Raw genomic sequence first — 19,979 nt, 5'->3', positions numbered from 1 at the left:
TACGACTTGGAAAGAGCGAACATCATAAAATTATAAAGATGAAAAAAACAGGTGAACGCCTGCATAGTGATATTAAAGAATACTGGGCTGCAGAACACTATCATAGATATGCTATCGCTGCACCCCTGGTCAAAAACAAAATAGTCTTAGATATTGCTAGTGGCGAGGGGTATGGAACTCACTACCTATCTGCTTTTGCTAGCTCCATTATCGGGGTTGATTTATCTGGCGAAGCTGTAGCATTTGCGAAGCAGACATATATTGCACAAAATCTGAGCTACCAGGTTGGTTCAGCTGATAATATGCCCATTGAAAATTCTTCTGTGGACGTTGTCACAAGTTTTGAAACTATCGAACATCATGACAAACATGAAGAGATGATGATTGAAGTAAAACGTGTGTTAAATGACAATGGCATGCTGATCATTTCCTCTCCTGATAAAAAAAATTATTCAGACATCCCAGAATATAATAATCCTTTTCACATCAAGGAATTGTATAAAGAACAATTTCAAGCTCTTCTATCTCGATATTTCAAGCATTTTATTTTCCTTTCACAGAAAACGGTTTACGGCTCTCTAATACTTTTAGACAATAACTGTGATAACAAGGCAAACTTTCGCGAGTATTCGGGAAATATTAAAGATATATCTGAGTCAGATCAGTTAACTAATCCATTGTATAACATAGCTATATGTTCCGATGCGCCGATAGACACCTCGATTATAAAAAACAGCTTTTTTAATTCGGAAACTACGGTCCAGTCAATAACTGATAATTATACTCGCCAGCTTACCAATCAGCAAAAACTGATCGATTCAATTTATAACGATCGATCTTTTAAAATTGGAAAGCTAATTACGGCGCCGTATAGATTTATAAAGGGAATGTTTTAATAACAATTGTGTTGAAAATAATCGTTTCTGTTCCGCCAGATGAACTCAGTCATTGTCATTATCCCTATATACAAAGCTTCGCCATCATTAACTGATGTGAGCTCCTTCTGCCGCTGTATTGAGACTTTAAGAAAACATCCTATATGTCTTGTGTGTCCTGAAGGTCTTGATATCTCTCCTTATATGCTCATTGCCGATAACAATAACAAAACTGTCATTGTTGAGCGTTTTGAGAAGGATTTCTTTAGCAACATTGCAGGTTACAATCGATTAATGCTTTCCATTGGTTTCTACAAAAGATTTCTAGCGTATAATTATCTTCTTGTGGCTCAAACAGACTCTTATGTGTTTGAAGATCAGCTGGAATCTTGGTGTGGCAGAGGCTTCGACTATATTGGTGCTCCGTGGTTTGAAGGTTGGGTCGGTCCTAACAAAAAAATTATTGGTGCCGGAAATGGTGGGTTCTCGTTAAGAAATGTGCATAAAATATTGAAAATTCTTCATATTATATCGAAATTGGAGTTCATTATAAATTCAATATATAGCAATCATCTGCTGAAACGCATCCCATTTAAATATATTTCAGCGACGCTAAGTCTATTGTATAATGTTAGTCGCGATGGTATTGCTGAGCTTGTTTCATTTGATTATTTCGCTAAAAAGTGCAAAGCTTTTGCCTATAATGAAGACTATTTTTTTGCTAAGATAGTACCTGGTGCCTTCCCGAATTTTATAGTTGCGGACCCATCTATAGCGATGTTTTTCAGTTTTGAAAATCAACCAGCCCTTTTGTACGAAATGACAGGAAAAGTCCTTCCATTTGGTTGTCACGGATGGGAAAAATATGATCCGACATTTTGGTCAGATTTTATCAAACCATCATCAAAAAGCTAGACTTGTCAGATCCATTTCTTACGATTATCACTGTTAATTTAAATAACGCTGGTGGCTTGTCTAAAACTATGATGAGCGTGATGAGCCAGACGTTTGACAATACGGAATACATAGTGATAGATGGTGGATCAACGGATGGCAGTGTAGACTTGATAAAAAATAACAAACAAAAAATCCAACATTGGGTAAGCGAAAAAGACAAAGGCGTTTATCACGCAATGAATAAAGGGGTTCTTAAAGCTAGTGGTGAATATATTCTTTTTTTAAATTCAGGCGATTACTTCGCCTCAAAGGACATATTGATGCATGCTTGCCAGGAAATGAAAACCGACGACGACATTGTATACGGTGATATGTTCCTTGAAAAGGATAATACAGTTTATTACGAAAAGAGATATCCAGACAAATTGACTTTTAAGTACTTTTTTCATGGTTTGGAATCACTTCCTCACCCTTCTACTTTTATAAAACGATCTTTATTTGAGCAAATAGGATTTTACAGTGAAAACTTTAAAATAGTTTCTGATTGGGAGTTTTCATTGAAAGCCATTTTTCTACATCAGGTAAGATATCGACGAATACCATATAGTATCAGTGTTTTTAATATGGATGGTGTTAGCTCGAACATTGTAAATGAAAGTTTAGTTATTGAAGAGAAAGATATCGTTTATAATCGCTATTTCGCGGGCTTCATTGATGATTACAAAGAAATGAATTTAACTCCCGTAGTGAGTTTTGAAATCATATCCATAAAAAAAGCTGTAGCACACTCCTTACGTAGAAGATGGAAAAACATCAGGAACTTGTTTCGATAATTGTCCCCTGTTACAATCATGCACAATTTCTGGCTGAGGCAGTGGAGTCGGTTATTGCACAAAGCTATCAAAACTGGGAATGTATTATCGTCGATGATGGCTCTAATGATCACACCGGTCAGGTGTCCGAAACATTTGTCAAATCTGACAAGCGTATACATTATCTAAAAAAAGCCAATGGCGGTCTTTCAAGTGCACGTAATTACGGTGTCCAGCATGCTGTAGGCACTTATATATTACCGTTGGACGCCGATGATAAAATCCACAGCCATTACCTGGAAGCTGCCCTGGTAGCTTTTGCAAATGATCCCCGGGTTAAAGTGGTCTATTGCGATGCGGAACTATTTGAAGGCAAAACTGGCAAATGGACTCTGCCCCCCTTCACACTCAGACAACTGGCGAGGGAAAACATGATATTTTGTAGCGCTGTTTATAGAAAAGTCGATTGGGTGAAAGCTGGCGGATATGATGAACAGTTGAAGTTTGGTTCTGAAGACTGGGAGTTCTGGATCAATATATTGAAGGATGGTGGTGATGTTGTTAAGTTGCCTTTTGTCGGATTTTTTTATAGGATCCGGCCTGAATCGATGTTAAGAAGCCTTGATCAAAACAAACTAAAAGAAATCGGCAACTACATTTGTAAGAAACATTTTGATTTCGTTGTTCGGGAGCTCGGGAACCCGATAAATCTCAGTTTTGAAATTGATTATCTAAAAAGAGAATCGGGTCAAAATGCTATTATTCTCCAAAAGCTTCGTTCTAAATTCATATATAGAGTTCTACATAAACTAAAAGTCATTTGACGATTGATTTCAGAATGAATAATATCTTCCGCTTCCTACCGCTTAAGCCACTTAACCCCCATTTAAGAAAAGTAGAGTTGATGTGTCAGGAACGAATTAGTATAATTTGGAATTAAAGTTTCTCCTGGTGTTTGTTAGTATTAAAAATGTGTAATAGTAATGACAGAGACTCGTATTAATGCGATCGCTATAAACTTACCTCAATTCCATCCTATTCCGGAGAATGATGAATGGTGGGGTAAAGGTTTTACAGAATGGACAAATGTTACGAAGGCGAAACCCTTGTTTAAAGAACACTATCAACCTCAATTGCCCGCGGATCTCGGATTTTATGATATGAGGCTTCAACAGACATTAAATGAACAAGCGGCCCTGGCTAAGAGTTATGGTATACATGGGTTCTGTTATTATCACTACTGGTTCAATGGTAAACGATTACTTCATGAGCCTTTAGATATGCTTTTGAAATCGACATCACCTGATTTTCCATTTATGTTGTGCTGGGCCAACGAAAACTGGACCCGACGTTGGGACGGAAAGGATCAGGAAGTCTTGATTGAACAGAATCACTCAGACCAGGATGATATCGAACATATCAGGTTTTTAATTGACAATTTTTTCGTTGACAACAGGTACATAAAAGTAGAAGGCAAGCCATTTTTTATGATTTACCGTCCTTCACTTTTTCCTGATATCAAGCGTACTGTTTCCATCTGGAGAAATGAAGCACGCAACAAGGGTTTCCCGGATTTATATCTCGGCTATGTGCAGAACTTTGGATTTAAAGACAACCCTTTAGATCTTGGTTTTGACTGTGCAATGGAGTTTCAACCCGATTTTTCCCGGATGCCTGTTCCTGAAATGCCCAGCTTCAAAGAAAAGGTCTTAAACAAACTTAACATACGTAAATCTGCCCATTATTCAAACCTGTTATTGTCATACGAAAAGTTTATAAATGGGATAATGGCCACTGATTCCGAAAAAAAATATGTTTATAAAGCAGTCTGCCCAATGTGGGACAACTCTGCCAGGAGGAATAGCGGTGCAACAATTTTCCACGGGTCAACACCGGCACTTTATGCCAGCTGGCTGGATCATGTAGCTTCAATGACTTTACGCAACAAAAACTATGGAAATTATTTGTTCATTAATGCCTGGAATGAATGGGCGGAGGGAAATCATTTGGAGCCCTGTTCAAAATTTGGCCGGAAATATTTAGAAGCTACTAAAGCAGTCCTTGATAAATATGCCTGAAGTTTCTGTCATAGTTCCAAACTATAATCATTCGCGTTTCCTGAAACAACGCATTGATTCCATTCTGGCGCAGTCATTCGAAGATATTGAACTTATAATACTTGATGATTGTTCGACTGATGATAGCAAAACAATAATTGAATCTTATCGGCAAAATTCAAAAGTTGCAGCAATAGTTTATAATACAAACAATTCAGGAAGCGCCTTTGCACAATGGAAGAAAGGATTATCCCTCGCTACCGGGAAATATATCTGGATTGCAGAGAGCGATGATTTTGTCACGTTAAATTTTTTGGACGTTGGCTTAAGATCAATCGCCAGAGACGGGTCCCAGATTTTTTTTTGTAAATCAGTTCAGGTTGACGAAAATGGCGGGTTTCTTAGAGATTTGCACTGGTGGCTTGATGATTTAAGCAAGGATAAATGGAACAATAGTTACACATGTCCAGCGGTCGGCGAACTCAGGGATTATCTTATCAAGCGGAATTTTATTTGCAATGCAAGTAGTGTAATCTTTCTCAAAAGTCCGGAAGTGATTGGATATCTTGGGAACGTTCAGAGGTACAAATACTGTGGAGACTGGCTTTTCTGGTTACAGGTTCTTAAACATGCAAGAACCGTCAGTTACAGCATCGACGCGACTAATTTTTGGCGTGACCACCCATCTACAACGCGGGCTTTCATATCTTATGACCGGAACTTTGAAATGATGAAAGTGTATAAATGGGTTGTTAAAAACGTTCTTAAAAAAGAGTCATTCGAACTTCTCAAATATTATTATAAGTTTCACATAAATAAGAAACCACGCAGTTCAATTTTAATGCATCTCGATTTTGGATTCAGGTCATTACCATATTCAGTTTATTCACCTTTACTGGTCGCTTCTTTTTACATATCACCTAAACGTTTCGAGGTTTGAGAATAGCCTTTGTTAGTTACGAATACCCACCGGATACCGCATTTGGTGGAATCTCCACCTATGTCGCCCAGGTTTCACGATTGCTTGTAAATCGTGGACATGATGTATCTGTATTCTGTGCTACTTTAAGCGAGGATCACCTGGAAGTCGTCGATGGAATTTGCATGTACCGTGTGAAATGTGACAAAAGGGAAAGCTTTCATACGAAGGTTGCCGAAAACTTCACTCAAATTCATGTGGTAGATCCCTTTGACCTGGTAGAATCGCCCGAGTATTTCGGTGATGCATTAAAAATAAAGGAATGCTTTCCTGATTTACCTTTGGTAGTGAAACTACATACACCCCGCTTTCTTATACACGAGCTTACATACGCTCATGTCACAGGACTTGTAAAAATAAGGTATATGCTCGGAGGGCTTAGGAAGGGGAAATTTAGCCATCCATTTTGGAAGTGGGAAAAACGAAAAGAAGCTGATATTGATTACAAAATTACCTGCCTGGCTAATCAGATTCATAGCCCATCAGTTTCATTGAAGAGTATTGTTGCAAAAAGATGGAAAATAAGACCAGATAAAATTTCTCACGTTCCTTATCCGTTTGTACCTGGAACGGACTTTTTGAAAATTTCTATAAAAAAAACTGAAACTTTCAACATCTCTTTTATTGGCCGTCTTGAAATCAGAAAAGGCATTTTGGAGTTATTACCGGCAATGAAGTACGTGATGAAAAAAAAGCCAGATTGTGTTTTCCGTTTAATTGGCGCTTCCCAACAATCGCATATCACGGGTTTGAGTATGAAAGATTATATCCTGGGCTATCTTGGTGAATTTTCAACACGAATCGAATTTGTCGAGGTGAAACCGCATCAAATTCCGGATATACTTGCTGCGACTGATGTATGCGTTTTCCCGAGCATATGGGAAAACTTTCCGAACGTGTGCCTTGAAGCGATGGCAGCGGGGCGTGCTATAGTAGCCAGTAATCAGGGTGGTATGTCAGATATGATTAGAAATGGCGAATCAGGTTTTCTGGTTAATCCAACCAATCCAAAAGCCCTTGCAAATGCTATTATTTGCTTGCTTGAAGACCCTGACTTAAGAGTTAAATTTGGATCTAACGCAAGGCAAACAGTGCTTAACAAATATAACAATCAGACCATCGGCAGTCTGATGGAGAAAAAATATGCTGAGTTGTTGTGATGCTTAGGGGTGTTTCTGTAATAATTTGTTGTTATAACAGCAGTCAGCGTTTACCAGCTACATTTAAACACCTGCTTAATCAACATATAGAAGGTGACTTCGGCTGGGAAATAATAGTAGTTGATAATGCGTCCCGGGATCAAACATGGGAAGTCGCACAATCTTACAAATACCTCTTCCACGAAAAATGTTTGTTTACCGTAGTAAGTGAAACTGTTCCAGGTTTGACTAATGCAAGAAAAAAAGGGGTTGCCCAGGCGACTTTTGATCACATCTTATTTTGTGACGATGATAATTGGCTAAGTGAGGATTATTTAGCGAAATGTTTTTCTGTCATGCAAACAAACCCACAAATTGGCGTTTGCGGTGGTAGAGGAATACCAGTCTTCGAGACAGAAAAGCCCATATGGTTTGACGATTTTCAAAGGCCATTTGCTGTAGGAAAGTCTGCAGGGCAAACCGGCTGTGTTGAATCTAAATCAGGTTTTGTCACCGGTGCTGGGATGTTTCTTAGCCGGAAAGCCTGGAATAAAATAGTTGAAGCCGGTTTCGAAAGTATATTGTCCGACAGAAAGGGAACTGATTTGAGTTCTGGTGGCGACCTTGAGATTTGTTTTGTATTCAGAATGGCGGGATACCAGATCTATTATATCGATGAAATTTATTTTCAGCATTTTATTCCAAAGGAAAGGCTATCCATAGAATATTTAACGAGGCTTCACAAAGGGATAGGAAAAGCCAATGTATTTTTGTCGGCTTATGAATATATTATGAACAGGATGGATATTGACAAATCCTTCATCTGGGCCAGAATTTTGATTATGCTTCTTCCTAAGATGGCAAGCGTTTTAATGTTTGAGAATAAGACGCTAAAACAAAAAATGGAAGGTGTTTCTTTAAGGGCATATTTCATGGAATTGGCCTATCAGCGTAACCGGTTTGATGCGGAAATAGCAAAGGTGAGCTTGTTAAATCAAAGATTGATGAAGCCGGGTACTAATGTTCATTAGAATTTGAATAAGTGAGTAACACGATAAGCATAATCATAAATAACTATAATTACGGCAGGTTCCTAAATGATGCGATCACTAGTATTGTGAATCAGACTCATAAGCCACATGAAATTATTGTTGTTGATGATGGCTCCACAGACAATTCCCGGAACATTCTGGCTGGATTCCGCGATACAGTTAAAATCATTTACAAAGAGAATGGGGGTCAGGCTTCCGCTTTTAACAGGGGCTATGCCGAGGCTACCGGTGATTGGATTTGGTTCGTTGACGCCGACGATTTTCTGATGCCGGATGGTGTTAAGACTGTAATCGAGGCGATAGCAGGTAACGAATCCGATATACGAAAAATTTCAAAAATTCACTCACCATTATATATTGTAAAAGGGGAAGGTCAAAGGACCAACAATCTTTATCCATCTTCGATCCTTTCTTCAGGATTTGTGGTCGAAGAGGTCGTATCCAAAGGGGGCTACAACTGGCCCCCTACAACCGGAAATATTTTCCATCGCAGTATGATGGAAAAGTGCATGCCCATGCCTGAAGATGAATACAGACTTTGTGCTGACTTTTTCTTGTGCAGCTTTGCTCCTTTTGAAGGATTAATAGTTCAGACAACAACTCCTGTAGGTTATTACAGAATCCATCCTCATAATAACTTCCATAGTTTAGGATTTACAAAACAAAAGTTAGCCAGGAATGGTGAGATTTTATTAAGGGTGGCGGTTCGCACAACTCAATTGATTCGGCAAAACACCAGGCATAAAGATTACCAGTTCCCTTTCGACCGCCGAACGCTGGAAACGGTAGTTATCGCAAAGCGATTCGGTAACCTCAAATTGCCTTCCAATTTAAATGGCATAAGCCTCCATAAACTATGGTTAAAATCCGAGGAAATAAAGACCGCTTCGGTTAAAAATAAGGTTGTAGCTTTTGCTTACTGGCTATTGCTAAACCTTGCACCACAAAACTTAACAGCTTTTTTTATCAAAAGAGGCATGCGTAAACTGAGTGTGAGCCGGGAAATAATTTACAATTGAAATTGAAATAAGAAGTAGCATAATACAATGGCAATATTTAGCAGACATTCGGTATACAAAGCAATAACACCTATCGTAAAAGGAATGATCCCTCATACCACCACCTGCAAGCTGGTGGAAAACCTGATAAAAAAAAATTCCATTCAGTATCTTGAAGTTGGTGGAGCTGTACCTGTTGAAGATTACCTGGTGATACATTTATCGCCAGTTGAATTTTATGGAGTACCTCGTAAACGAAGTACAGGAATTCATTATCATTTTGATTTTACCAACCATCACTTTAAAACAGAAACAAGGAAATTTAATAATGCTTTTACTCTTAACTATAATCTGATGAATGGTATCCCGATTCGTGACAATTCTATAAAAGGAATAAACATGAGTCATTTCCTGGAACATTTTTCCAGGATGGATGGGCTTACGATTCTCAGGGAATGCAAAAGGATTTTGGCTCCCGGCGGCATCTTACGTATAAGTTGCCCCGATCTTCGCAAATATGCTACTGCTTATATGAACAGAGATGATGATTTTTTTAACCACCCCTTAATAAGCAGATTTGTGAATTATGAAGGGCTCACTTCATACGGTGACTTGTTTATTCACAAAGCTTATGATGGGCATAATGGGCATAAATGGTTTTACGATGCAGAAAGCGCAATCAGGTTGTGCCGGGATGCGGGTTTCAAATCGGGCGTTGAGAAAAAAGTACATGAAACTACTCTACCACATATTCACACTATTGAACCTTTATACCGGGAAAAGGAGAGCTTTTATATAGAAGCATACAACTGACGTGATTTAATTGGCACCAGGTTTAGAGGACAGTATATGAAAGAAAAAGTATCAGTTATTATTCCATGTTATAATCGTTCGGCCATTGTTGGTGAGACTTTGGAGAATATGTTTATGCAGAGCTTGACACCTTATGAAGTGATTGTAGTAGATGATGGTTCCACTGACGATTCTTTTAAGACCGTGGCAAGCTTTGGCGATAGAGTGAAGCTAATCCGGCAAACCAATCAGGGGCCGGGGGTAGCGAGAAATACCGGGTTTGCGGCATCAGCAGGTGATTTTATCCAGTTTATGGACAGTGATGATCTTGCTAGTAAGAATAAGCTTGAAGTGCAGGTTGAAGCTTTGCGGATTTCGGGGGCTGATTTTGCCTATTGTCCCTGGGTTCGATGTAATATTCAAAACCAGGAAATGAATTTCCTTGACCATGTGTTACAGTCACAGCCAGTACCTAATAGTAAATCAATGCTTGAATGGTATCTTTCAGGCTGGAGTCTTGTATTTCAGAATTGTTTGTTTAAAAGATCTATAATCGAGAATACCGGGGGATATAGAACTGATCTGATGCCTTCAGAGGATAGTGAATATTTTGTCAGGATACTATTATCCGGTGCAAAATCGATTCATACTCCAGAATGCCTTGTTTTTTACAGGGAACACAATATGAATAAGATTACTTCATCGGGTACGAGCTCCTCTCAGAGAGCTAACGACTGGACGAATTATCTTGAGATAACCGGTCATTTATTTGACAATAAAATAAATGATTTGCAATTTGGCACAAGGCTCGCGTTGGCCTCTCATGTCAGACAACACTTGAAATTTTGTCGGAAACAGGGCTTTAACATCCTGGATAATAATTGTTCATACAATCATATCAGGCTGCCCTTCAAAAATGTTCTGGTTTTCCTATTTGATTATTACTTGAAAATCCGGAAAAAGTTTGTCGGTTCGCAGGACTATATACCTGCTTTTATGCCTGCTAATCCGGGATTGACCCACTTTAACATGATTAAAGAAATCGGTTACAATGCTACGCAAAAATGAACTTTAAAAAGTTAGATATTGAAGGCGCTTTTCTTGTTACAGACAGGGCTTTTCAAGATAATAGGGGAATGTTTACTGAATCCTGGGAGAGTACACAGTTTATAAGGAATTCCATCAATTTTTATCCATCCAATTCCTGTTTTTCATATAATATTCAGGAAGGAACCTTGCGTGGTCTTCATTATCAAAAAGAGCCCCATAGCCAATCAAAGCTTATTACCTGTGTGTCTGGAAGAATTTACGATGTAATATTAGACCTTAGAGAGGATTCATCCACATATAGAAAATGGCTGTCATTCGAACTATCATCATTCGACGGGCAATCGATCTTTATACCTGCCGGATGTGCACACGGTTTTGTCACGATGAACAGCAATACCGTGATTTCATATCTGATCGCTGGGGACTATCATCCTGGCTCTGCCGGTTGCGTCAGATGGAATGATCCGGCTTTTCAGATTGTTTGGCCAGTGACTAACCCTATTCTTTCAGAAAAGGATAAATTTGCGCCCGATTTTTTAACATGAATAAGATTCTGATTACAGGTGGTTCAGGTTTCATTGGCAGGGCAGTTCTGGATGCTTACAGAGATAAGGGGATTGAAGTTCATGCGACCTTCAATCAAACTATACCTACCGGGGATGATGGTATTCTTTGGCATCAGGCTGACTTGTTAAATATAGAAACCGTAAATAAGTTATTTAAAAAAATAAAACCAGATTTTCTCATACAGCTCGCCTGGTGTACCGGCCAGGGCAGTTATTGGAAAGACGAAACAAATCTTGATTGGCTTACAGCAAACCTTTCCATCGCAAAAATCTTTATAAAAAACGGTGGTATCCGTTGTCTGTTTGCAGGTACGAGTGCCGAATATGACTGGAGTTCTAATCAGCCCCTTGACGAATTGCAAACAAAATTGGAGCCTTTATTATTATATGGAGGTTCAAAACTTGCTCTCTATTGGGCGCTTACGAAATATTTCGAACAGCATAAGGTTTCGTTCGTATGGGCAAGATTTTTCAATCCATTTGGTCAGGGCGAAAATCCTGAACGGCTTATACCAAAAACTTGTCTACGTTTACTTCATGGTGAAAATCTGGCTTTTGATGCAGCAACGTCTTTGCGGGATTTTTTACATGTGAGCGATGTTGGAGATGCGATTGCTCATGTGCTTCATTCAGATATTACCGGTCCTGTTAATATAGCAAGTGGCCAAGCTATAACAGTAAGAGATGTTATCACTGCTATTGCGGAGGTTTATCAGCGTTCAGGGCAAATAAGTTTTGACGCAGTTCAATCAGGTACCGGTATTCCTGATGCCGTTATCGCCAATACCGGTAGGCTTAATTTGGAATCCGGTTGGAAGAGTAAAATAACATTTAAAGATAGAATAATTGAAACCTGCGAATGGTGGGAACTAGAGTATCAAAATTTACAAAGAAAATGAAAAACATCAGTTGTATGAACTGCGGCTCTGCTGCCCTTGAACGATTTATTGATCTTGGTGATCAACCTAATGGAAACCATTTCCCAGCTGAATCCGAAAAAGAGCGGGAATTAAAGTTCCCATTTGCAATGGATGTTTGTACAGAATGTTGGCAGGTACAATTGGAAGAATTTCCTTCAATGGAGTTTATGTTTTCCAATCATCCTTATATAACCGGCGTGAATATGCCGGTAGTAAGTCACTTTCGGTCAATGGTGGAGCGTACTATATTCAAATATGAATTAGAAAAGAATTCACTTGTAATTGATATTGGTGCGAATGATGGAACCTTGCTCAACATTTTCCGGGAAAAGGGGATGCGGGTACTAGGCGTGGATCCGGGGGGGCGAACAGGCAGACTATGTCGTGAAAATGGAATTACTGTTTGTGAAACTTTTTGGAACGGCGACACAGCGAAGGCAATTAAATTATTAAATATTAAACCCGATCTGATTACTGCAACAGCAGTTTTTTATCACATACCTGATTTGCATGATTTTATTGTTGGGTTGAAAACTGTAATGAATGAAAAATCAGTCTTCCTTACACAATGTGTGTATATGAAAGATGTTCTGGAGAAACTTGAGTTTGATCATTTCTATCATGAACATACTATGATGCATTGCATCACTCCCCTGAAACAAGCGTTTGAGCGTCATGGAATGCGATTGCTCGATGTGGATTATTATGATGTACATGGAGGATCTTTTGCCCTTTATGTCGGTCTGGCTGATTCGATACATCAAACCAGTCCATCAATTCAAGAAGCGCTTGAAGCAGAAAAAAAAGCTGGAATTGACAAAATCGAAACATATCATCATTTTACTAAAAAGGTTGAGGCAAACCGTGGTGAACTTATTGGTTTACTGAACAAATTGAAAAACGAAGGGAAGTCAGTTTATGCTCTTGGTGCTCCCCTAAAAGGAAGTACCCTATTAAACTATTGCAACATAGGTCCGGACCTTGTTGAATTGGCTACGGAAGTTAATCAATTCAAAATTGGCAAACTTACTCCGGGTACACATATTCCAATTGTTGAAGAGAAGAGTCTTATTAATCAACCTGATTATTATCTTTTGTTGAGTTGGAATTTTTTAGATTTTTTCCGGCAAAAATATTCGACATACTTAAAAAATGGTGGAAAGTTCATAGTACCGCATCCCATCGTTAGGATTATTGAAAAGTAATAAATTCCGGACGGGATCAAATTTGAGCAATGGAAGATTTAACAGGGAAACGGCTGCTGATTTGCGAGGAAGCTTTGATCGATTATAAAGGACATTTTTATAGTTGGATAAAAGCTATAAGGGAAATTCACATTAAGGAGGGAGTAGAAGTTTTGGTTGCTGGAAACAATATGATCGATCCTACAATTAAAGAAGAGTTCAATGTTTATCCTGCGTATACTCACAATAACTGGTCCGGTATCTATGATTACAGGCAGAGTTGGCTGCGATATGCGTCGGTCTTTCTCCACAATTATCGGATTTACCGCCAGACCCGGGAATTGTTGAAAACGACAGGACCGGTAGATTGTATTTTATTGCCAGCTGTAAGGATTCATCACCTTTTGGCATGGAAAAAACTGTGCAAAGAAAGAATGGGTAAGGATTTTAAAAGAGTAATTCTTTTTTTGCTCACAAGTGAGGCAATTTACAATGAAGACTTTAGTGACTTCGGATTCAAGACTTCATCCAGGTTCATTGGGAAAATACTCAAGGGTTTTATGGACGAGGTTAAAGCAGGTCGTGTGATTCTTGCTGGTGACAGTCAGATAACGTGTAAAGAATATGAGAGACTTTCAGGTGTGCCGTTCCGTGTGTTTCCTAGTCCAGCCTCGGGTTTACAAGCTTCTCTTGAAATGAAGGCGACTAATCATAAGAAAGTTGAACAAGATACCACCTTTGTTATTCTTGGTGTTTCAGTAATTGACAAGGGTATAGATGTTTTACAAAATGCAATTCTGCAATTGCTTGCAGAATCTCCAGAATTGAAAGCACAGTTCATTATACAGTGGTCCACTCCGACAACTGACTATGATGGACGTCCTGTGCCGATTTCGGATAAACTAAGAAGTGCGAAACAGGTGCAGTTGCTTGAAAATGTTCTTGATGAGGAGTCTTATAAGAAATATTTACAGCAAGCCGATTTTATAGTTTTACCCTACCGAAGGAGGGTTTATTTCAACCGCCTTTCTGGTGTTGCAATTGAGGCTGCTTGTGCTGGTTTGCCTATGATAGTAACAGAAAACACATGGCTGGCCTGGGCTCTTAACGAATTTGGTGCCGGAGTTACGGTTAAAGACGGGGATAGCGCAGATCTTGCCCAAAAGATTAAATATTGCATTGAGCACAACTCAGAACTTGGCAGGGCAGCATGCGAAAGAAAACAAATTGCATTGGAAGTAAATTCAGCTCAAAAATATTTAGAAAAAGTGTGGCAATAACCTGCCATTCAAAAAGGGATTGTGTCAAAAAAAACAGTAGCTAAAACAAATTACCTGGTTTTTAGTGCTTCATCTGAAGGTGGACTTGCGGAGCATATCTATTACCAGGCCAGGACGCTGCATGAGAAAGGAAAAATCGTTTATCTTTTAGCTCCCAAAAAGTTTTTGCCAGGGAAAATGAAGGATTTTACGGTTCTCGATGTGTTAAGGGATATGCCCGCTAATTCGAGATCAGTTTTGGCAAAGAGGGTAATGCAGGTGTATGTTCTTTGCATGAATTACTTTTCCCTTGCTATATATACAGTCAAATTGAAGCCAACAACCGTTTTGATAGATTCTTACCGTGAATATCTGGCAGTTTTGTGGGCGTGGCCTTTAAGGCTTGCTTTGAAAATGAGGAATTCGATTTGTGTAGTTAACCTCCATGATCCTGTCCGGGACTTTATAGTTGGACCTCTTTGGTGGCATAAATTGTCAATAAAAAGCGGCTATTCCTTTATAGATATAGGCCTCATTCATTCCACCGTGTCAGAGAAAGCACAAATTCCATCTAAAGTAAAGTTAGTCGAGGTGCCGGTTGGGGTGTATGATCTCCCTGAGGCTACCCGTCCAAGTGACGAAGTGAGACATGAATGGAAAGCAACACCCGAACAAAAAGTGTTTTTGTCTTTTGGCTACATACGGGATAACAAAAATATAGACCTACTCTTAAATGCGTTATTAGAAGTAAAAGATGCCTTCCTTGTGGTCGCAGGGAAGCCACAATCAGTTCATGACAAACCTATCGCTTTTTACAAAGATCTTGCTGAACAGTTAGGGGTAAGTGAGCGATGTTTTTTCCTCAATGAATTTATTCCCGATCACGAACTTGGCAATTTTTTCCGGAGTGCAGATTTTGTTGCATTGACTTATTCTTCAAGCTTTCACTCACAAAGCGGAGTGTTAAATCTTGCGGCTGCCTCGCGACTAAGAGTATTAGCTTCAGGTGCGGAAAGTCCACTAGTAAGATCTGTTAAACAGTATAAACTGGGAGAAGTAGTAACAGCTGATTCAAAAGATGCGATAGTTGAAGGCATGCAAAAATTGATATATCATCCTGTTAGTCCTGATTGGGAAGCTTATTATCAGTATGCTGGATGGAATAAAAATGTTAGCCGCCTGGAAGCTGCGGCTGTTGAAGCTGCCAATAACAATTGATCTGATCCATTCCATCACTTTATATATTTTCAAAAACAACCTGATAAATGAATAAGATCAAAAAATTCATTCGCAAGTATGGCTATGATATTGTTGCCTTTAAAACTCATTTGGGAGATCCGGACCCTCTTATTCCCTGGGAAACTGATGCTGATTTTATTGAAATATACCGTTCAGTTGTGAATGTGACTTTAGTTGATCGAAAAAAGTTGTTTACACTTTGGCAATTGGCCATAAAAACTGCAAGGATTGATGGGCACATTGCTGAGTGTGGGGTTTATAAAGGAGGAACTGCTTTATTACTTGGAAAAAGTAAAAAACATGGTACTGAATTGCATCTGTTTGACACATTTGAAGGTATGCCACAGACTGACCCGACAAAGGATCAACATCATGCCGGGGATTTTCATGATACGTCGTTAGAATCTGTTCAGAAACTTTTTCATGGTCTTGAAAACATACAATTTCATAAGGGGTTTTTTCCGGCGACGGCAAATCCGGTAGTCGGAAAGAAATTTGCCCTGGTGCACTGTGATATGGATATATATTCATCTGTATTGGATTGCTGCCATTTTTTTTACCCTAAACTTGTTCCCGGTGGTGCAATCTTGTTTGATGATTATGGTGCACCGTCTTGTCCCGGTGCTAAGAAAGCAGTGGATGAATTTTGTGAAAAAATGGGATGTTACTCATTATATCTTATTTCAGGTCAGGCGCTGATAATTAAATATTAAGGTATATGGGCAGGCAATTGTCAGCTTTAAATAATATAGTAACATGAGGTGGAATTTATACTTTGGCTCATTTCTTAATTATTTTTATAATAATCTCCTCACCCACTTCCCTTCTCATTTTGTCCGCAAAACGTTTTTACGTTTCTTCAACAAGAATATTCATAAGGATTGTGTTGTCTTAATGCATGTTCGACTTTTAAATTTCTGGAAAATTAAAATAGGGCAACGCGCAGTTATTAATCAATATTGCCTTCTTGATTGCAGGCGCTACCAGATAACTATTGAGCATGATGCTGATCTCGGTCCCTATACAAGAATATGGACACTGGGCCATCAGCCTGATTCGCCAGACCATGAACTTTATGGCAGCGATGTTTTCGTAGGTCATCATGTTTGGATAGCATCTGGCGTTACTGTTCTTCCTGGTGTCAGACTTTCTGAAGGCACTGTTGTTGCTTCGGGATCAGTTGTAACTAAAAGCACAGCGCAAAATGATATTATTGCAGGGAACCCGGCACGGTTTGTCAGGCGCCGGAACAACGATTTAACTTACCAATTAAAATATAACCCAATCTTTGAATAGCAATTCCATTATCCTTTCGCATTCCGGTAAACAGCATTCGTATCATGTGGCACAAGCATTGAAAAATATAGGCTTATTAAAAACATTCTATACCAGCAGCTATATTTCAAATCTCAGGGTGCAGTCAGCAGTGGAAAAACTAGGTTTGACTTTCTGGTCGAAACGTTTTCTCTCCGGACTAGGCAAACCCTATGTGGATGCAAATTGGAAGTACGAGTTAAAAGAAATATTATACCGTAAATTCAAAGGGAATACTCAACAGGTAAATGAGCTAATATTCCAGCGGGATGTTCAATTTGACAAATCCTTAAGTAAGAAAATAGCCAGCCTTAACTACGATGTTTTCTGGGGTTTCCAGGGAAGTTCATTACAGTGTATCAGGAAAGCAAATGAAAAAGGCAAGGTATCAATTTGTGAAATGACTATTGCACACCTTCCATTTGCAAAAAGAATTTTGGATGAGGAAGCGATTCTCCATCCTGAATGGGCAGATAGTATAGATTTTTCGTCATTCCCTGCAACATATGAAGCAAGGCTGGTTGAAGAACCGCATATCGCCTCGAAGGTCATTGCGATATCTTCATTCCTTAGACAAACATTAATTGATGATAATGTCTCAGAAGATAAAATCTCAGTAATACCCCTGGGATTCGATGCTGGGAGAATTACTTATAAAAAAGAGAAACCGCCGCTTTCCGGGCGGCCTTTAAAATTGCTTTATGCGGGCAGAATAACACAGCGTAAAGGCTTGAAATATCTATTAGAAGCCATGGAGGGATTCTCTAAAAATGAAGTGGAACTACATATTATTGGTAATATTTTTGGATCAGGTAACGCTTTCAGAAAATATTCGGATCGCTATCAATACTCAAAAGGATTAAGTCAGAATGAGCTTTTCAAAATTTATACTAATTACGATGCCTTGGTTTTTCCTAGTGTTTTAGAAGGGTTTGGTCTTGTTACGGTTGAAGCGATGGGTGCAGGTCTTCCCGTGATCACAACACCAAACACGAACGCTGCCGAACTCGTTCGTGACAAAGAAAACGGATTTCTTGTTCCTATCCGAAATTCCAAAGCTATCAGGAGCTCTATAGAAACCCTGAGAAATCTGAGTAATCAGGAATTTCAAGAAATGCGCGAATGCGCAAGAGCAACAGCACTTCAATTTACCTGGCAAGCCCACGAAAATCATATCCGGAATTTTGTGTTCACAAATTTTTAGATTTCAAATATGAGAAAGACTGTTATTTGCCTTTTGTATTTGTTTTTGAACCTTCCAGTTTTGTTAGCTCAAAACTTAAAAATTGTGTATGCCGCACCTGTGGGAATTTCGCAATTAACTTATGGCAATGTAAAATTAATAAATATAAATAGTGCTCTTGGTCGTGGTTTTTCAGCTGAGGTAGTCAAAAGGATTCAAAAGGGCGGTAAACCAATATTTGAATGGTCTCATTTGCAACGACAAAGCTGGAATGATGAAAAAAAAGAGCTCACTTCAATTTTCACCTGGGGTTCTGTAGTCGTGCAATATGGACAGGTAAAAGATACACTTAATGCAAAATTTACTATTCTTAATTATAGCAGCGATACGCTTTGTGGTCTGAGTTTTTGCCCACTCTCGCTCAATGTTGGTAAAAGGCCCCTGAACTTCAAGCCATCCTATCCCTATTATAGCAATAACATAAATACTCCTGCGGCGATAAGTGCGCAATTGGGGAATTTTGACATTGTTATCGAAAACCCGGAGCGAAGTAAGAAAGTATATATGGGTTTACTTGAAGAGAACAACACTAACGGGGCTTTATATCGAATATGGCATGGAAACATCCCTTTTAATGGCATGACAGAATTTAATCCGGAAGCTGAGTTGAGGCTTGCACCCGGGAAAACCTTCACTTATACAATGGCGGTAAAGTTCGTAAAACCAAATCTCAGCCTCAACACAGTTGCTTCGAAAGCATTTCAAAATTATCGTGTAAATCAACCTTCCTCATTAACATGGGAGGACAGGAGGCCTATCGCAGAACTTTTTCTTGGCTCCTATTCCGGTTTAAGGAAAGAAAAGAACCCAAGAAACTGGGTTATCTATAATGCAGAAGAAGTTGACATCATATCGAAAAATGGAAGTCAGCAATTCAAGTTAAATACATTAAAATATGCCCGGAATAGCCTTGTCTATCTAAAAAATATCAATGCACAGGGAATGATTGTCTGGGATATTGAGGGACAGGAGTTTCCACATCCACTAACATATGTTGGCTCGCCGGAACTAATTTCAAGGCTGGCTCCGGAAATGAACGCGGTAGCAGATGATTTTTTTGCCATTTTCAAAAAGGAAGGTTATAAAACGGGTATATGCATCCGGCCCGACTCTATAGTATTTAAAGGAAACCGGATTGAACATATACCAGTCGCAAACCCTGCAATAACATTAATTAATAAAATAAATTACGCGAAAAAGCGGTGGGGGTGCACTATCTTTTATGTAGATTCAAACCTGGATCCTTTGTCAAGGCTTATGAACGCCGAAGTATTCCGTTTGGTTCACGAAGCGATCCCGGACGTACTCTTGATCCCGGAGCACGAAAATATTCAGTATTTCAATTATAGTGCTCCATACACTGATTTGAAAACTGAACAGTCATTGTTAGTAGAGAAAGCTATAAAGGATGTTAACCCTGATGCTTTTAAAGTGATTACTGTTTCAGAAGGGCTCAAAGGCACTTCCGCCCAGAACCTGAAACAACTAACTCAGTCTGTCGAAGAAGGTAACATACTCCTTTTTCGTGGCTGGTATCCAGACGAACCTACTCATTCACTGATCAAAAAAGCCTGGGAAGTTGGGTCAAAGGCCCGCAAGTAAT

The 19,979-nt window shown here is 39.1% G+C and carries 20 protein-coding genes; all 20 read left to right on the top strand.

What is annotated here, in order from left to right; genetic code table 11:
• Window positions 1-38 precede the first annotated feature (38 nt).
• Entirely contained in the window at window positions 39-896 is an 858-nt protein-coding gene (locus tag ACX0G7_RS06955; protein ID WP_458922709.1) for a class I SAM-dependent methyltransferase, read from the top strand.
• A gap of 39 nt (window positions 897-935) precedes the next feature.
• Window positions 936-1,790, top strand: coding sequence for a DUF5672 family protein (locus ACX0G7_RS06950; protein ID WP_458922708.1), 855 nt, complete (start codon window positions 936-938; stop codon window positions 1,788-1,790).
• A gap of 2 nt (window positions 1,791-1,792) precedes the next feature.
• Window positions 1,793-2,605 carry a glycosyltransferase family 2 protein gene (locus ACX0G7_RS06945; RefSeq protein ID WP_458922707.1) on the top strand — a complete coding sequence of 271 codons (813 nt, stop codon included), beginning with the start codon at window positions 1,793-1,795 and terminating at the stop codon, window positions 2,603-2,605.
• Window positions 2,575-3,408, top strand: a complete 834-nt coding sequence (locus ACX0G7_RS06940; RefSeq protein ID WP_458922706.1) for a glycosyltransferase family 2 protein — start codon at window positions 2,575-2,577, stop codon at window positions 3,406-3,408. The genes ACX0G7_RS06945 and ACX0G7_RS06940 overlap by 31 nt, the downstream gene beginning before the upstream one ends.
• Before the next feature lie 159 nt (window positions 3,409-3,567).
• Window positions 3,568-4,662: a glycoside hydrolase family 99-like domain-containing protein gene (locus ACX0G7_RS06935; protein ID WP_458922705.1), complete on the top strand. Its 1,095-nt coding sequence runs from the start codon at window positions 3,568-3,570 to the stop codon at window positions 4,660-4,662.
• A complete protein-coding gene (locus ACX0G7_RS06930) occupies window positions 4,655-5,581 on the top strand; it encodes a glycosyltransferase family 2 protein (protein WP_458922704.1) in 927 nt (308 codons plus the stop codon). Before ACX0G7_RS06935 ends, ACX0G7_RS06930 begins: the two co-directional genes overlap by 8 nt.
• Window positions 5,578-6,780, top strand: coding sequence for a glycosyltransferase family 4 protein (locus tag ACX0G7_RS06925; RefSeq protein ID WP_458922703.1), 1,203 nt, complete (start codon window positions 5,578-5,580; stop codon window positions 6,778-6,780). Before ACX0G7_RS06930 ends, ACX0G7_RS06925 begins: the two co-directional genes overlap by 4 nt.
• Window positions 6,780-7,790, top strand: coding sequence for a glycosyltransferase (locus tag ACX0G7_RS06920; RefSeq protein WP_458922723.1), 1,011 nt, complete (start codon window positions 6,780-6,782; stop codon window positions 7,788-7,790). Before ACX0G7_RS06925 ends, ACX0G7_RS06920 begins: the two co-directional genes overlap by 1 nt.
• Before the next feature lie 11 nt (window positions 7,791-7,801).
• A complete protein-coding gene (locus tag ACX0G7_RS06915) occupies window positions 7,802-8,830 on the top strand; it encodes a glycosyltransferase family 2 protein (protein WP_458922702.1) in 1,029 nt (342 codons plus the stop codon).
• A 27-nt stretch (window positions 8,831-8,857) separates the two neighbouring features.
• Entirely contained in the window at window positions 8,858-9,622 is a 765-nt protein-coding gene (locus ACX0G7_RS06910; protein ID WP_458922701.1) for a class I SAM-dependent methyltransferase, read from the top strand.
• Window positions 9,623-9,658: 36 nt separating this feature from the next.
• Window positions 9,659-10,669 carry a glycosyltransferase family 2 protein gene (locus ACX0G7_RS06905; protein WP_458922700.1) on the top strand — a complete coding sequence of 337 codons (1,011 nt, stop codon included), beginning with the start codon at window positions 9,659-9,661 and terminating at the stop codon, window positions 10,667-10,669.
• Window positions 10,666-11,196, top strand: coding sequence for a dTDP-4-dehydrorhamnose 3,5-epimerase (gene rfbC / locus ACX0G7_RS06900; protein WP_458922699.1), 531 nt, complete (start codon window positions 10,666-10,668; stop codon window positions 11,194-11,196). The genes ACX0G7_RS06905 and rfbC overlap by 4 nt, the downstream gene beginning before the upstream one ends.
• Window positions 11,193-12,116 carry an NAD-dependent epimerase/dehydratase family protein gene (locus tag ACX0G7_RS06895; RefSeq protein WP_458922698.1) on the top strand — a complete coding sequence of 308 codons (924 nt, stop codon included), beginning with the start codon at window positions 11,193-11,195 and terminating at the stop codon, window positions 12,114-12,116. The genes rfbC and ACX0G7_RS06895 overlap by 4 nt, the downstream gene beginning before the upstream one ends.
• Window positions 12,113-13,342: a methyltransferase domain-containing protein gene (locus ACX0G7_RS06890; protein ID WP_458922697.1), complete on the top strand. Its 1,230-nt coding sequence runs from the start codon at window positions 12,113-12,115 to the stop codon at window positions 13,340-13,342. Before ACX0G7_RS06895 ends, ACX0G7_RS06890 begins: the two co-directional genes overlap by 4 nt.
• A gap of 29 nt (window positions 13,343-13,371) precedes the next feature.
• Entirely contained in the window at window positions 13,372-14,601 is a 1,230-nt protein-coding gene (locus ACX0G7_RS06885; RefSeq protein ID WP_458922696.1) for a glycosyltransferase, read from the top strand.
• 21 nt (window positions 14,602-14,622) lie between these two features.
• The gene (locus tag ACX0G7_RS06880) at window positions 14,623-15,798 is read left to right on the top strand and encodes a glycosyltransferase (protein WP_458922695.1); all 1,176 of its coding nucleotides are present in this window, start codon (window positions 14,623-14,625) and stop codon (window positions 15,796-15,798) included.
• Between the two features lie 47 nt (window positions 15,799-15,845).
• Entirely contained in the window at window positions 15,846-16,532 is a 687-nt protein-coding gene (locus ACX0G7_RS06875) for a TylF/MycF/NovP-related O-methyltransferase (protein WP_458922694.1), read from the top strand.
• A 43-nt stretch (window positions 16,533-16,575) separates the two neighbouring features.
• Window positions 16,576-17,115, top strand: a complete 540-nt coding sequence (locus tag ACX0G7_RS06870) for an acyltransferase (RefSeq protein ID WP_458922693.1) — start codon at window positions 16,576-16,578, stop codon at window positions 17,113-17,115.
• Window positions 17,116-17,533: 418 nt separating this feature from the next.
• Window positions 17,534-18,337 carry a glycosyltransferase family 4 protein gene (locus ACX0G7_RS06865; protein WP_458922692.1) on the top strand — a complete coding sequence of 268 codons (804 nt, stop codon included), beginning with the start codon at window positions 17,534-17,536 and terminating at the stop codon, window positions 18,335-18,337.
• A 9-nt stretch (window positions 18,338-18,346) separates the two neighbouring features.
• A complete protein-coding gene (locus ACX0G7_RS06860; RefSeq protein ID WP_458922691.1) occupies window positions 18,347-19,978 on the top strand; it encodes a hypothetical protein in 1,632 nt (543 codons plus the stop codon).
• The last annotated feature ends 1 nt before the right edge of the window (window position 19,979 follow it).

The organism is Flavitalea antarctica, from assembly GCF_054461535.1.
Note: the sequence above shows the minus strand (reverse complement) of the source record. Positions and strands in the feature narration are given on the sequence as shown.

Excerpts from the sequence above, each read along its gene's own strand:
- ACX0G7_RS06950 (WP_458922708.1), top strand. The coding sequence starts at position 936 with ATGAACTCAGTCATTGTCATTATCCCTATATACAAAGCTTCGCCATCA.
- ACX0G7_RS06895 (WP_458922698.1), top strand. The coding sequence starts at position 11,193 with ATGAATAAGATTCTGATTACAGGTGGTTCAGGTTTCATTGGCAGGGCA.
- ACX0G7_RS06860 (WP_458922691.1), top strand. The coding sequence starts at position 18,347 with ATGAGAAAGACTGTTATTTGCCTTTTGTATTTGTTTTTGAACCTTCCA.
- ACX0G7_RS06875 (WP_458922694.1), top strand. The coding sequence starts at position 15,846 with ATGAATAAGATCAAAAAATTCATTCGCAAGTATGGCTATGATATTGTT.
- ACX0G7_RS06885 (WP_458922696.1), top strand. The coding sequence starts at position 13,372 with ATGGAAGATTTAACAGGGAAACGGCTGCTGATTTGCGAGGAAGCTTTG.
- ACX0G7_RS06935 (WP_458922705.1), top strand. The coding sequence starts at position 3,568 with ATGACAGAGACTCGTATTAATGCGATCGCTATAAACTTACCTCAATTC.
- ACX0G7_RS06910 (WP_458922701.1), top strand. The coding sequence starts at position 8,858 with ATGGCAATATTTAGCAGACATTCGGTATACAAAGCAATAACACCTATC.
- ACX0G7_RS06955 (WP_458922709.1), top strand. The coding sequence starts at position 39 with ATGAAAAAAACAGGTGAACGCCTGCATAGTGATATTAAAGAATACTGG.
- ACX0G7_RS06905 (WP_458922700.1), top strand. The coding sequence starts at position 9,659 with ATGAAAGAAAAAGTATCAGTTATTATTCCATGTTATAATCGTTCGGCC.
- ACX0G7_RS06890 (WP_458922697.1), top strand. The coding sequence starts at position 12,113 with ATGAAAAACATCAGTTGTATGAACTGCGGCTCTGCTGCCCTTGAACGA.
- ACX0G7_RS06940 (WP_458922706.1), top strand. The coding sequence starts at position 2,575 with ATGGAAAAACATCAGGAACTTGTTTCGATAATTGTCCCCTGTTACAAT.
- ACX0G7_RS06920 (WP_458922723.1), top strand. The coding sequence starts at position 6,780 with ATGCTTAGGGGTGTTTCTGTAATAATTTGTTGTTATAACAGCAGTCAG.
- ACX0G7_RS06865 (WP_458922692.1), top strand. The coding sequence starts at position 17,534 with ATGACTATTGCACACCTTCCATTTGCAAAAAGAATTTTGGATGAGGAA.
- rfbC (WP_458922699.1), top strand. The coding sequence starts at position 10,666 with ATGAACTTTAAAAAGTTAGATATTGAAGGCGCTTTTCTTGTTACAGAC.
- ACX0G7_RS06930 (WP_458922704.1), top strand. The coding sequence starts at position 4,655 with ATGCCTGAAGTTTCTGTCATAGTTCCAAACTATAATCATTCGCGTTTC.
- ACX0G7_RS06870 (WP_458922693.1), top strand. The coding sequence starts at position 16,576 with ATGAGGTGGAATTTATACTTTGGCTCATTTCTTAATTATTTTTATAAT.